Genomic DNA, 12,618 nt, shown 5'->3' with positions numbered 1-12,618 from the left:
CCCTCCTCATGGTTCGGCTCCCTCCATGGTGCCCCCGTTCTGCCTCCGTACGGTGCAGACGACCAGATGTGTGCCCGATTTCCAGGGCCCCTCACTCGTCCACGCCCCGGCTTCGTGGTCCGACGGGTCGAAGCCGTAGTCGCGCGGCGGCACCTCGCGGGCACACGCGGTGTCCGCCTCGGCGCGCGCCCCGGCGAGCGTGACGTCCTCGCCCAGCCGGGTGAAGCCGAGCACCAGCTCGTCGTACGGTCCCTCGCACGACACCAGCCGTGCCTCCCGGCGGGACCGCACCTCCAGACAGTCCCGGCGCTGCATCGTCGCCGTGTCGGCGAACGCCGTTCCCGGGCGGCGCCGGTCCCCGAGCGGTCCGTACACCGGCCCGTGCGCTCCCAGCACCAGACACGCGGTACGCCGCCCGGCCGCCCCGAACCCGTCCGGCGCCGGTACGACGGCCAGCCCCCGGACGTCGGCCAGCCGGTCGCGCAGCTCCCGCGTCCGCTCCTCGCACAGGGCCGGGCCCCGCTCCCGTGCCTCCTCGTGCGAGGCGGCCGGCACGAACGCCACCACCTGCCCGTCGGGAGCCTCGTCCGCGCAGGTCGGGTCGACGGCCAGCCGGGGCGTGCCGGTGAACCGGGTGCCGCCGGGCCAGCCGGCCACCACGCAGTCGCCCTTCCGTAACGGCTCCACCAGCCCCACCGTCCCGCCGTACGGCGCCGCACTCCCGCCGCCCGCGGCCTCCCGGCCGGCCAGCGCGTACCAGGCCCCGCCCAGGGCGAGCACCGTGCCCAGACCGCCGGCGAGCACCGCGCGCAAGGCGCGGGGGCGGCGGTGGTGACCGGCGCCGGAGGGCCCAGGTGCGGCCGCCTCGGGCGCCGGAGGCGCGGGGACGTCCCACGGGGCCCGGGATCCGAGGTCCGTCCGCGTCCGCGGGTACGTCTCCGACCGGGGCGTCACGATCCGCGCCAGTTCGGCCTCCACTTCCCGCGCGGTCGTCCGCCGCTCCGGGTCCTTGGCGAGCAGGCCGCGCAGCACCGGCTCCAGGGCGCCCGCCCGCACCGGCGCCCGCGGATCCTCCGTGACCACGGCGGTGACCGACGCCAGCGGGGAGTCCCGCGCGAAGGGTGCGCGGCCCTCCACCGCGTGGTACAGCGTGCAGCCGAGCGAGAACAGGTCGGCCGCGGGGGTGGGCGGGCCGCCGGTGGCGCGCTCCGGCGCCAGATAACCGACGGTGCCGACCAGCGCGGACGCCATGGTGTACCGCGTCTCCCCGGTGTCCGGCTGCACGGAGATGCCGTAGTCGGTGAGCAGGACGCGCCCGTGCGGTGCCCCGGTGCGGTCCGGCGCGAGCAGGATGTTCGCCGGTTTCACGTCCCGGTGCAGGACGCCCCGCTCGTGCCCGGCCGTGAGCGCGTCCAGCACGGCCAGCCCGATCCGGGCGCACTCGGCAGGGGCGAGCGGACCGCTCCGGGCGAGCCGATCGCGCAGGTCGACGGCGCCCGCGAGGTACTCCATGACGATCCACGGCAGCCCTTCGTGCTCCAGCACGTCGTGCACGGTCACCACATGGGGGTGACCGCGCAGACCGGCCGCGTGCCGGGCCTCCGCGTGTGCCCGGGCGACCCGGGCCTCCCGCTCCTGTCCGGGCTCGGCCGGATCGCCGAACACGATCTCCTTCAGCGCGACCTCGCAGGCCAGCCGCTGGTCATGGGCGAGCCAGACATGTCCCATGCCACCGCCGCCCAGCCGGCGCAGCAGCAGATATCGGCCGGCGATCACCCGGCCCACTCCCGACGTCGGTGATCCCGAGGGCATCCGGTCACTCCCACGAGAACGATCGCCGGGCCGCAACGCGATTCCACACGCGATCGTGAATGCGTTCCACAGCGGCGGAGCAAAGGGAACAGGCATTCCCTTTGCGTAATGGTGTTGCTATTCCTGCCCCGTGCGTGAACGTGTGACGTCCCATTACCGCTCCCCCTCGGCGGTTCCCCCTGGCGCATCATGCTACTGGAGGAATTCGCCCGTTCAAGGGGACGGGGGAATCAGTGAATTCAGTTCCGGTGTGCGTGCAGTGAGGCCAGATAGGCGTTGTACGCCTCGAGTTCCTTGTCGCCGTCCCGGTCGGCGGCGCGGTCCTCGCGCTTCGCCTGCCGCTGGTCCGAGGCGTACCACTGGAACAGCAGCGCGATCAGCACCAGGACGGAGGGAACCTCGCTGAACGCCCAGGCGATTCCGCCGGCCGCGTTCTGGTCGGACAGCGCGTCGACGGCGAGTGAGGCGGGCGGATTCTCGAACGTCGTGACCATCGGCGTCGACGCCATCATCAGGGCGATGCCGAAGAACGCGTGGAACGGCATGCCCGCGAACAGTTCCAGCATTCGCATCAGATAGCCCGGCCGGTGCGGGCCCGGGTCCACGCCCATGATCGGCCAGAAGAACACCAGGCCGACGGCGAGGAAGTGCACCATCATCGCGATGTGCCCGACCCGGGAACCCATCAGGAAGTCGAACAGCGGGGTGAAGTACAGGCCGTACAGGCTCGCGATGAACATCGGAATGGTGAACACCGGGTGGGTGATGATCCGCATGTAGCGGCTGTGCAGCAGCATCAGCAGCAGTTCACGCGGGCCCTTGCGACCGCGCCCGGCCGGCGGCAGCGCCCGCAGGGCCAGGGTGATCGGGGCACCGAGGAGGATCAGGATCGGCGACACCATGCTGATCACCATGTGCTGCACCATGTGCACGCTGAACATGACCATGCCGTAGTCGTTCAGCTTGGTGCACATCATGAGCCCGATGCTCAGCACACCGGCGGCGAACGCGACGGTCCGCCCCACCGGCCACTTGTCACCGCGCCGCACCAGCCGGACCACGCCCCAGCCGTACAGCGCCAGCCCCAGCAGGCACGCGATGAGGAAGAAGGGATCCGCCGACCAGGCAAGGCCCCGCCCCAGCGTGAACGGCGGCAGATCCATGGTCATACCGTGCCCGCTGTGATCCATCCGCCGGCTCCAGTTTCGTGCAGGTTGTGCGCCATCTGTCCGCACCAGAGTAGAACCGCCCCCGGCGACCTCTGTCACCGGGGGCGGCAGGCACCCCGAAAGGGGCGCGGGGAACCGTGCGGTCGGCCACGGACGGCCCGGAGCCCGCCACGAACCGCGGCGATCCGGCCTCTTACCGGCGGCGCCGCGGGATCACAGCACGCACTCCGCCTCCGCGTACCGGGACTCCGGCACCGTCTTCAACGTCTCGACCGCATCCGCGAGGGAGACCATCACGATGTCGGTACCCCGCAGCGCGGTCATCCGCCCGAACTCACCCCGGTGCACCGCCTCCACCGCGTGCCACCCGAACCGCGTCGCCAGCACCCGGTCGTACGCCGTCGGCGTCCCGCCGCGCTGCACGTGCCCCAGGATCACCGGCCGCGCCTCCTTCCCGAGACGCGACTCCAGCTCGATGGAGAGCTGCCGGGCGATCCCGGCGAACCGCTCGTGGCCGTACACGTCCTTGCCGCCCTCGTCGAAGTCCATGGTGCCGGCCTTCGGCTTGGCCCCCTCCGCGGCGACCACGATCGCGAACCGCTTCCCGGCCGAGAACCGCTCGCCGACCTTCGCGGTCAGCTCGTCGATGTCGAAGGGCCGCTCGGGCACGACGATGGCGTGCGCGCCGGCCGCCATGCCGGAGTGCAGCGCGATCCAGCCCGTGTGCCGGCCCATGACCTCCACGATCAGCACGCGCTGATGGGACTCGGCGGTGGTCTTGAGCCGGTCCAGGGCCTCGGTCGCCACCCCTACGGCGGTGTCGAACCCGAAGGTGACGTCGGTGACCGCGATGTCGTTGTCGATGGTCTTCGGCACACCGACTATCGGCAGGCCGTTGTCGGAGAGCAGCCGGGCCGCCTTGAGCGTGCCCTCACCGCCGATCGGGATGATCGCGTCGAGGCCCAGGTCCCGGACGTGCCCCCTGGCCCGCTCCACACCGTCCCGCAGGTGCTCGGGGCGCACCCGGGAGGAGCCGAGGACGGTGCCGCCGCGGGCGAGGATGCCGCTCACCGCGTCGAGGTCGAGCTTGAGGTAGTCGCACTCCAGGAGGCCCTTCCACCCGTCCCGGAAGCCGATGACCTCGTCGCCGTGGTCGACGACGGCGCGGTGCACGACGGACCGGATGACGGCGTTCAGGCCGGGGCAGTCGCCGCCGGACGTGAGGACACCAATGCGCATAGCCCGAAACAACCTTCTCGATGAGGGCCGGGACCGGACCGCGCTGTCCGGCTCGATCCCCGCCACCCTAGCGGCATCGGGGGGCGGGGCCGCACCTCGCGTCCGCCTGCTGGACGACCCCGCTCACCTGTGCGGAGCAGCCGTCAGACGGGCCGGCAGGACCCGTCCGCGCCCGGGTCCGCGGCCGGTTCAGGCGGGCTGCTGCGCCGCCGCGATGCGCTCGTTCCGCAGCGCCTCGTACCAGTGGTCGTCGGTCGGCGGCAGCGCGTTGACGTCGAGCGCCAGCTTCAGCAGCAGGTCCGCGATCTGCGGGTTGCGGGCCAGCACGGGACCGTGCATGTACGTGCCGAAGACGGTCTCGTTGAACGCGCCCTCCGTGCCGTCCCCGGTGCCGTTGCCGTTGCCGAAGCGGACCTGGGCGAGCGGGCGGGCCGTGGGGCCCAGGTGGGTGACGCCCTGGTGGTTCTCGAACCCGGTCAGCGGGGGCAGCCCCAGCTGCGGGTGGATGTCCGCCAGGACGTCGCCCACGCAGCGGGCGCCCTCACCGCGGACCGAGACCACGTCGAGCAGTCCGAGGCCGGGCTCGCGCTGGCCGAGGTCGTTGATGAACTCGTGGCCGAGGATCTGGTAGCCGGCGCACACCGAGAACACGATCGCGCCGTTCTCGACCGCGCGGTGCAGACCGCCGTCCCGGCGCAGCCGCTCGGCGGCCAGCCGCTGCGGACGGTCCTCGCCGCCGCCGATCAGATAGATGTCGCCGGAGGTCGGGATCGGCTGGTCGCTGCGCACGTCGAGCCGCGCCACGTCCAGGCCGCGCTGCCGCGCCCGGCGCTCGACGACGAGAGCGTTGCCCTGGTCGCCGTACGTGCTGAGCAGGTCCGGGTAGATCCAGACGACCCGCAGCTGGTTGTCGCTCACTTCAAGTCCCCTGAGGTGTGGTGGTCAGTTGCCGACGCGGCGGCGCAGGTCCTGGAACGCGGTGTAGTTGGCGATGACCTCGATCCGGCCCGGCGGGCACAGCTGGACCGCCTGGTCGAGGTTCTCGCACACCTGGAACTGCTGGTTCGCGACCTCCAGCCGCACCGCGAGGTCCAGCTTCCGGTCGCCGACGACGCAGATCGGGTGGCCGGTCAGCCGCGTGTAGTCGACGTCCCACAGCCAGGAGGTGTCGGTGCCGTCGGCACCGCGCGCGTTCACCGAGAGGATCACCGGGGTCGGCGGCGGGTCGATCAGCGAGAACGTCTCGAGCCAGCCCGCGGGGTTCTTGGCGAGCAGCAGGCGCAGGTCCCGGCCCTCGAACTGGACCACGTCGTAGCGGCCCGCCACGGCCTGCACCTGGTACATGCGCTCCAGGGCGACCTGGGGCGGCACCCCGAAGACGGCCGCCACGGCCGCGGAGGACGCGGCGTTGGCCTTGTTGGCGCGGCCCGGCAGCTGCAGGTGGATCGGCCAGGCGGAGCCGTGCGGGTCGAGCACGTGGTCGCCGGAGAGCGCCCAGCTCGGGGTGGGCCGGCGGAAGCCGCACTCGCCGCAGAACCAGTCGTCGCCGGGGCGCTGCATCACACCGCCGCAGGACGGGCAGGACCAGGCGTCGTCCTTCCACATCTGTCCCGCGGCCACCCAGATCACGTTGGGGGAGGAGGACGCGGCCCACACCACCAGCGGGTCGTCGGCGTTCGCGACGATGACGGCCTTGGAGCCGGCCAGGCCCTCGCGCCAGTTCTCCGCGAGCATCCGCGTCTCGGCGGCGCGGTCGAGCTGGTCGCGGGAGAGGTTCAGCAGGGCGATGCACTTCGGGTCGGTGTCCCGTGCGACGCCCGCGAGGTACTTCTCGTCGACCTCGATGACGCCGAACTTCGCGTCCGAGCCGCCCGCCAGCGCCGAGGTGATGCCGGCCGGCATGTTGGCGCCGAGCGCGTTGGACACGACCGGCCCGGCGGCGCGCAGCGCCTCGGCGATGAGCCGGGTGGTGGTGGTCTTGCCGTTGGTCGCCGAGACCAGGACGCAGTCCAGGTTCTGCGCGAGCCGGGCCAGGAGATCGGGGTCGAGCTTGAGCGCCACCCGGCCGCCGATCACCGAACCGCTGCCGCGCCCGGCGGCGCGGGATGCCGCCGCGACCGCCTTGCCCGCGGTCACGGCCAGCTTGGCCCGCGGCGTGAGCGGGTCCGAGTTGCCTGCCATCAGTTCTCGATCCTCCTTGCGTACGCGCCGCGTCTGTGCCTGACGGCCACGTGGTGAGACCTCAGCCTATCGAGATCCATTCGCACTCCAGAACCGCGGCACCATCGTGAGACGGGCGTTGCTGCAAGGACCGTACTCTTGCCGCCATGCGACACGGCTCCATCCCCGGCGTCCACGGACGCGTACGGCCCCTCACCCTGCTCGGCGACCCGGTGCTGCACGGGCCCTGCCGGGAGGTCACCGGCTTCGGCCCGGAACTGGCCCGCCTGGTGGAGGACTTGTTCGCGACGATGTACGCGGCCCAGGGCGTGGGCCTGGCCGCCAACCAGATCGGCGAGCCCCTGCGGGTGTTCGTGTACGACTGCCCGGACGACGAGGACGTCCGGCACCGGGGTCACGTGGTGAACCCGCGGCTGGCCGAGGCGGACGGGCTGGTGCTGCGCGGCCCGGAGGGCTGTCTGTCGCTGCCCGGCCTGGAGGCGGGGACGGAGCGCTACGACCACGCGGTCGTCGAGGGCTTCACGGCGACCGGCGACCCGGTCACCGTCCACGGCACCGGATTCTTCGCCCGGTGCCTGCAGCACGAGTGCGACCACCTGGAGGGCCGGATCTACGCCGACCGCCTGACGGGGTGGCGGCACCGGCGGCTGATGCGGCAGGTGAGCCGGGCTTCCTGGAACCGGCCGGACTGAGGGACCGGGGAGGCGGCGGGCCGGCGGCTCAGAACCCCGGGCCGCCGACCTTGTCGCCCGCCGCCGCGAGACGCCCCCACAGCAGGTCCGCCAGGCTGCGCACCAACTCCGCCCGGGAGCAGGGCCGCTCGCCGAGCCACCAGTCGCCGGCCGCGTGCATCATCCCGACGATGCCGTGCCCCCACACCCGGGCCAGCTGCTGGCTGCCCGGCCCGAGGTCCAGCCGCTCCCCGATCACCTGGGCCAGCTCCTCGCCCATCCGCCGCAGCAGCGGCGCCGAGTGCTTGCCGACGTCGAAGCCCTGGTCGCTCTGCGAGCCCTCCGCCGGGTGCATCAGGAACCGGTACACCTGCGGGCGCGCCTCGATCGCCGACAGGTAGGTGTCCAGCGTGGCCTCCACCCGCTCGCGCCGGTCCGCCGGGGCGTCGAGCGCCGCCCGCAGCGAGTCCAGCAGCGCGTCGGTGTGCCGCTTGGCCAGAGCGGCGTAGAGTCCTCCCTTGTCACCGAAGTGCCGGTAGAGAATCGGTTTGGTGATGCCGGCCTCGGCGGCGATCGCGTTCATCGAGGCCCCCGGGCCGTCGCGCAGCACCACTCGGTCGGCGGCCTCCAGGAGCTCGCGCCGACGCCGGTCGGCGGCGCGCTGCTGATCGGTCCGCTGTGTGGTGTCCATGAGCTCTCCCCACCCGTGCTGATTCGGTGACGCCTGCGCAAACTAACACTGAAGGCCTCACGGCCATCGAACGGGATATGGACCGGCCTGAGGAGTTGACTTTTCCTACCGACCGGTAACAGACTCGGGGTTACCGCAAGTAACATGCACGTGCGCCGCCGCTGGAGGGGTCATGGCCGAGTTCACCATGGAGCTCAACGACGAACAGAAGGAGGTCCGCGACTGGCTGCACGGCTTCGCCGCCGATGTGATCCGCCCCGCGGCCGCCGAATGGGACGAGCGTGAGGAGACTCCCTGGCCGGTCATCCAGGAGGCCGCCAAGGTCGGCATCTACTCCCTGGACTTCTACGCCCAGCAGTACTTCGACGCAACCGGCCTCGGCATTCCCATGGCCATGGAGGAGCTGTTCTGGGGCGACGCGGGCATCGCCCTGTCGATCGTCGGCACCGGCCTCGCCGCCGTCGGCGTCCTCGCCAACGGCACCGAGGAGCAGATCGGCACCTGGATCCCCCAGATGTACGGCGACGCCAATGACGTCAAGGTCGCCGCCTTCTGCTCCTCCGAGCCCGACGCCGGCTCCGACGTGGCCTCCATGCGCACCCGCGCGGTGTACGACGAGGCCAAGGACGAGTGGGTCATCAACGGCACCAAGACCTGGGCCACGAACGGCGGCATCGCCAACGTCCACGTCGTCGTCGCGGTCGTCGACCCGGACCTCGGCTCCAAGGGCCACGCCTCCTTCATCATCCCGCCTGGCACCCCCGGCTGCTCCCAGGGGCAGAAGTTCAAGAAGCACGGCATCCGCGCCTCGCACACCGCCGAGGTCATCCTGGACAACGTGCGCGTCCCCGGCTCCTGCCTGCTCGGCGGCAAGGAGAAGCTGGACCAGCGTCTCGCCCGCGCCCGTGAGAAGGCGAAGAAGGGCGGCGAGCGCGTGAAGAACGCCGCCATGGCGACCTTCGAGGCGTCCCGCCCCGCCGTCGGCGCCATGGCGGTGGGCACCGCCCGCGCGGCGTACGAGGTCGCCCTGGAGTACGCCACCACGCGCGAGCAGTTCGGCCGCCCGATCATCGACAACCAGGGCGTCGCCTTCCAGCTCGCCGACATGCGCACCCAGATCGACGCCGCCCGCCTCCTGGTGTGGCGCGCCTCCTGGATGGCGGTCAACGGCAAGCCGTTCACGGCCGCCGAGGGCTCGATGTCCAAGCTGTTCGCCAGCGAGACGGCCAAGAAGGTCACCGCCCAGGCGATCCAGATCCTCGGCGGCAACGGCTACACGCGCGAGTACCCGGTCGAGCGGATGCACCGGGACGCAGCCATCTACACGATCTTCGAGGGGACGAGCGAGATCCAGCGCCTGGTGATCGCCCGCACCCTGTCGGGCATGCCCATCCGCTGACCCGGCCGCGCGGACCACCCGGCGGTGCGGGCGGCACCGCCGGGTTACCCCCGCCCCGTCGCGGGGGAACGATCGTGGGTGACCGACACGACGGAGGACGCGATGACCCGTACGGCCCGCGACCTGATGGAGACCACCACCCGCGACCTGGCACCGGACCCCCGCGCCAACCCCCTCGTGCCGCTGATCGCCCGCGGCGAGGCGGACCGGGGCGTGCTGGCCGCGCTCGCCCTGGAGCAGCGCCTGGTGATTCCCGCGGACCGCCGCGCGTTCCTGCACCTGGCGGACAGGTCCGCGGCCGAACCGGACTCCGCCGCGTTCTTCACCGCTCTCGCGGAGGGCGAGGCGCTCGCCGGGGAGTACCTCGAACCGTTCGCGGCCGCCTGCGGCGTCGACGCGGCCCGGGCGGACGCGTACGAGGCCCTGCCGGGCTGTCAGGCCTACCCGGCCTGTGTCGCCTGGCTGGCCCTCAACGCCGCTCCGGCCGACGCCGTCCTCGCCCTGACGGCCAACTTCTCCGCCTGGGGCGGCTACTGCGCCACGATCGCCGAGGCCCTGCGCGCCCACTACGGCTTCTCCGACGAGGCCTGCGCCTTCTTCGACTTCTTCGCCGAACCGGCCCCCGGCCTCGACCGCACGGCCCTGGCGGCGGTCCGGGCGGCCATGGCCGCGGGCAGCCTGGACGAGCACCGCGCACGCCGTCACGGACGTCTCCTGCAGAGCTACGAGGCCATGTTCTGGGAGGCCCTGCGGTCTTCGGCCTCCCCGGTCAGGCGGGAGTGAGCTCCTTCCAGACCTGCGCGCCGGTGCCGTTGCACTCGTGGATCTGGACCTGGACCCCGTTGGCGAAGTTCGCGTAGGGCACGTCCAGGCACTTGCCGGACCGGGGGTTGACGAAGCCGGTCGGGACGGTCTGGTTGTAGCGCCACTGCTGGGCGCCGGTGCCGTTGCACGTGTAGATCTGCACCTTGGTGCCGTCGGCGGTTCCCCCGCCGGCCACGTCCAGGCACTTGCCCGAGTTCGGGTTCACCAGGGTGCCCTCGGGTGTGGTCCTCCAGGTCTGGCCCAGGGAGCCGTTGCAGTCCCACAGCTGCACCCTCGCGGCGTCCTCCTTGCCGGCGCCGCTCACGTCCAGGCAGTGCTCGCCGCCGTCAGGGCTGTAGGTGAACTCCGTGGGCGTGGGCTCCGGGCCGGTCACGGTGAACGTGCACCAGGCGGACCAGTCGGACGGGCCGTCGGCGCCCTCGGCGCGGATCCGCCACTGGTAGTCACCCGGGCTGAACGTGCTGGTGGGAATTTGCAGGGCCCACACGTGGCCGGCCCCGGTGTCCGTCTGGAAGGTGCGGAACGGCTGCTCGCCGAGGCGTGCGAGCTCCATCCTCCCGTCCAGCCCGGGCTGGGGATCGAGGCCCTTGACCGAGGCGGCGAACAACGGCGCGGAACCGTTGGTGGTGCTGAACGTCGGCGGGGTCGCGGCGCCGCACTGCTGGAAGCCCGCGTAGGCACTGGTGGAGATCCGCAACGCCTCGGGGACGTCGGGTGTGGCGGCCCACGCGGTGGCGGGAAGGCCGAGGCCGAAACAGGCGGCGGCAAGGCCCGTGGCCGCGGCGGACGCGGAACGATTCCGTCTCATGACGTGTGACTGCTCCTCGCACGACGATCACTCGGTCGCTCAGGAGTTCACACCACCGGACGTCCCCCCGTCAGCCTTTCCGGTGCCGGCGTAAGGATTACGTCACATCCCCCCGTGCCGGCCGGGTGGGTGTGCAGGCGGCCCGCCGAAAGGCGGGGCCTACGGCGCGCTCCCGCTGCTGTGGGCGATGCACGCCACGTCGATCCGGTCGGCCAGCTTCGCCAGCTCGATCGTCAGCGCGGCGACCGTGTCCTCGTCGAGCCCGTCCTCCCCGGCCTCGACGAGCCGGACCCACCGCCCACCGACCGTGCGCAGCAGCTTGCTGACATCGGCGGCGGCAACCTGCAAGGTCCCGCGGTCGTCGACGATCAGAGGAAGAGTCACTTCGCGGTTCACAGTCGGGATCGTAGCCGCGCGGACATCACGCACCCTGCCAAACCGTGGTGATGTTGCAGAACTCGCGGATTCCGTGCCCGGACAGCTCACGCCCGTAACCGGACCGCTTGACCCCGCCGAAGGGGAACGCCGGGTGGGACGCCGTCATCCCGTTCACATACACACTGCCCGCCTCCAGGTCCCTCACGAACCGGTCGACCTCGGCCTCGTCCCGCGTCCAGACGTTGGAACTGAGCCCGAAGGAGGTGTCGTTGGCGATGAGAACCGCCTCGTCCAGGTCCGCCGCGCGGTACAGCGTGGCGACCGGGCCGAAGGCCTCCTCCCGGTGGATGCGCATCTCCCGGCCGATCCCGGCCAGCACGGTCGGCGGGTAGAACCAGCCGGGCCCCTCGGGGCGCTCACCGCCGCACAGCACGGTGGCACCGGCCCGAACGGCGTCGTCGACCAGCTCCTCCAGGTCGCTCAGGCCCTGTTCACTGGAGAGCGGACCGACGTCCGTCTCCTCGTCCATCGGGTCACCGACCTTCAGCGCCTTCATGCCGGCCGTGAACCGCTCGGCGAAGGCGTCGTAGACGTCCGTGTGCACGATGAACCGCTTCGCGGCGATGCAGGACTGCCCCGTGTTCTGCGTCCGCGCGGTCACCGCGACCTCGGCGGCCCGGTCCAGGTCGGCGGACGGCATGACGACGTACGGGTCGCTGCCGCCCAGTTCCAGCACCGTCTTCTTGATCATCTCTCCGGCGGTGGAGGCGACCGCGCGGCCCGCGGGCTCGCTCCCGGTGAGGGTGGCCGCCCTGACCCGCTCGTCGCGCAGCAGGTCGTCGACCGCGGCGGAGCCGATGAGCAGCGTCTGGAAGCAGCCCTCGGTGAAGCCCGCGCGGTGGAACAGGTCCTCCAGGTACAGGGCGGTCTGCGGCACGTTCGAGGCGTGCTTGAGCAGCCCCACGTTGCCCGCCATCAGCGCGGGCGCGGCGAACCGCACCACCTGCCACAGCGGGAAGTTCCACGGCATCACGGCGAGCACCGGACCCAGGGGCCGGTAGCGCACGAGAACCCGGGAGGCGCCGGAGTCCTTGACGTCGGAGGCGTCGGGTTCCTCGTCGGCGAGCAGCTCCGCCGCGTGATCGGCGTACCAGTGCATCGCCTTGGCGCACTTCGCGGCCTCCGCGCGGGCCTGCCTGACCGGCTTGCCCATCTCCGTGGTGATCACCTGGCCGATGGTCCGCTGGTCCTCGTCGAGGATCTCGGCGGCCCGGTGGAGCAGGCGGGCGCGCTCGTCGAAGCTCGTCGTCCGGTACGTGCGGAACGTGGCCTCTGCGAGCTGCAGCCGGCGCTCGAGCTCCTCCTCGTCCATGGGGTGGTACGTCTTGACGGTCTCGCCGGTCGCCGGATTCACCGTGGCGATGTGCATCGCTTGACCTCCCTGG

12 protein-coding genes are annotated in these 12,618 nt (G+C 71.9%); 3 read left to right on the top strand and 9 right to left on the bottom strand.

From position 1 onward, the window contains the following. Positions 1–6: 6 nt before the first annotated feature. From F1615_RS20300 to F1615_RS20280, 5 genes are all read right to left on the bottom strand, one after another. Complete coding sequence (locus tag F1615_RS20300; protein ID WP_149550440.1) at positions 7–1,812, bottom strand: serine/threonine-protein kinase; 1,806 nt, start codon at positions 1,810–1,812, stop codon at positions 7–9. Between the two features lie 239 nt (positions 1,813–2,051). Then, entirely contained in the window at positions 2,052–3,002 is a 951-nt protein-coding gene (locus tag F1615_RS20295) for a cytochrome c oxidase assembly protein (protein ID WP_149550439.1), read from the bottom strand. 192 nt (positions 3,003–3,194) lie between these two features. Then, on the bottom strand, positions 3,195–4,220 hold the full coding sequence (locus F1615_RS20290) for a 6-phosphofructokinase (protein ID WP_149550438.1): 1,026 nt from the start codon (positions 4,218–4,220) through the stop codon (positions 3,195–3,197). A 189-nt stretch (positions 4,221–4,409) separates the two neighbouring features. Then, on the bottom strand, positions 4,410–5,138 hold the full coding sequence (locus F1615_RS20285; RefSeq protein ID WP_149550437.1) for a type 1 glutamine amidotransferase: 729 nt from the start codon (positions 5,136–5,138) through the stop codon (positions 4,410–4,412). A gap of 24 nt (positions 5,139–5,162) precedes the next feature. Beyond that, positions 5,163–6,401 (bottom strand): Mur ligase family protein, encoded by a 1,239-nt coding sequence (locus tag F1615_RS20280; protein ID WP_149550436.1) that lies wholly within the window; start codon positions 6,399–6,401, stop codon positions 5,163–5,165. Positions 6,402–6,547: 146 nt separating this feature from the next. Between F1615_RS20280 and def the strand changes: the two genes are divergently transcribed. Next, positions 6,548–7,093 (top strand): peptide deformylase, encoded by a 546-nt coding sequence (gene def / locus F1615_RS20275; protein ID WP_149550435.1) that lies wholly within the window; start codon positions 6,548–6,550, stop codon positions 7,091–7,093. Between the two features lie 28 nt (positions 7,094–7,121). On the opposite strand, the gene F1615_RS20270 is transcribed toward def, so the two are convergent. Next, positions 7,122–7,763: a TetR family transcriptional regulator gene (locus F1615_RS20270; protein ID WP_149550434.1), complete on the bottom strand. Its 642-nt coding sequence runs from the start codon at positions 7,761–7,763 to the stop codon at positions 7,122–7,124. A 172-nt stretch (positions 7,764–7,935) separates the two neighbouring features. Here F1615_RS20270 and F1615_RS20265 point away from each other — a divergent pair, with 172 nt between their 5' ends. Beyond that, positions 7,936–9,162, top strand: coding sequence for an acyl-CoA dehydrogenase family protein (locus F1615_RS20265; RefSeq protein ID WP_149550433.1), 1,227 nt, complete (start codon positions 7,936–7,938; stop codon positions 9,160–9,162). 102 nt (positions 9,163–9,264) lie between these two features. Further along, positions 9,265–9,945, top strand: a complete 681-nt coding sequence (locus F1615_RS20260) for a transcriptional regulator (RefSeq protein WP_149550572.1) — start codon at positions 9,265–9,267, stop codon at positions 9,943–9,945. Here F1615_RS20260 and F1615_RS20255 read toward each other — a convergent pair. The 3 genes from F1615_RS20255 to F1615_RS20245 form a co-directional block, all read right to left on the bottom strand. Next, the gene (locus F1615_RS20255; protein WP_149550432.1) at positions 9,932–10,795 is read right to left on the bottom strand and encodes an RICIN domain-containing protein; all 864 of its coding nucleotides are present in this window, start codon (positions 10,793–10,795) and stop codon (positions 9,932–9,934) included. The two genes, F1615_RS20260 and F1615_RS20255, sit on opposite strands and share 14 nt — an antisense overlap. 159 nt (positions 10,796–10,954) lie before the next feature. Beyond that, positions 10,955–11,191, bottom strand: coding sequence for a DUF6213 family protein (locus F1615_RS20250; protein ID WP_149550431.1), 237 nt, complete (start codon positions 11,189–11,191; stop codon positions 10,955–10,957). Between the two features lie 25 nt (positions 11,192–11,216). After that, complete coding sequence (locus F1615_RS20245; protein WP_149550430.1) at positions 11,217–12,602, bottom strand: NADP-dependent succinic semialdehyde dehydrogenase; 1,386 nt, start codon at positions 12,600–12,602, stop codon at positions 11,217–11,219. Between the last annotated feature and the right edge of the window lie 16 nt (positions 12,603–12,618).

Origin of the sequence: Streptomyces marokkonensis (assembly GCF_008312835.1) — a bacterium.
In the GTDB taxonomy this organism is placed as follows: Bacteria; Actinomycetota; Actinomycetes; order Streptomycetales; family Streptomycetaceae; genus Streptomyces; species Streptomyces marokkonensis_A.
The sequence above is the reverse complement of the archived record's forward strand: the minus strand, read 5'-3'. Positions and strand labels throughout refer to the sequence as shown.

Coding starts and splice junctions, on each gene's coding strand:
- F1615_RS20300 (WP_149550440.1), bottom strand. CDS start 1,812: ATGCCCTCGGGATCACCGACGTCGGGAGTGGGCCGGGTGATCGCCGGC.
- F1615_RS20295 (WP_149550439.1), bottom strand. CDS start 3,002: ATGGATCACAGCGGGCACGGTATGACCATGGATCTGCCGCCGTTCACG.
- F1615_RS20290 (WP_149550438.1), bottom strand. CDS start 4,220: ATGCGCATTGGTGTCCTCACGTCCGGCGGCGACTGCCCCGGCCTGAAC.
- F1615_RS20280 (WP_149550436.1), bottom strand. CDS start 6,401: ATGGCAGGCAACTCGGACCCGCTCACGCCGCGGGCCAAGCTGGCCGTG.
- def (WP_149550435.1), top strand. CDS start 6,548: ATGCGACACGGCTCCATCCCCGGCGTCCACGGACGCGTACGGCCCCTC.
- F1615_RS20270 (WP_149550434.1), bottom strand. CDS start 7,763: ATGGACACCACACAGCGGACCGATCAGCAGCGCGCCGCCGACCGGCGT.
- F1615_RS20265 (WP_149550433.1), top strand. CDS start 7,936: ATGGCCGAGTTCACCATGGAGCTCAACGACGAACAGAAGGAGGTCCGC.
- F1615_RS20260 (WP_149550572.1), top strand. CDS start 9,265: ATGACCCGTACGGCCCGCGACCTGATGGAGACCACCACCCGCGACCTG.
- F1615_RS20255 (WP_149550432.1), bottom strand. CDS start 10,795: ATGAGACGGAATCGTTCCGCGTCCGCCGCGGCCACGGGCCTTGCCGCC.
- F1615_RS20245 (WP_149550430.1), bottom strand. CDS start 12,602: ATGCACATCGCCACGGTGAATCCGGCGACCGGCGAGACCGTCAAGACG.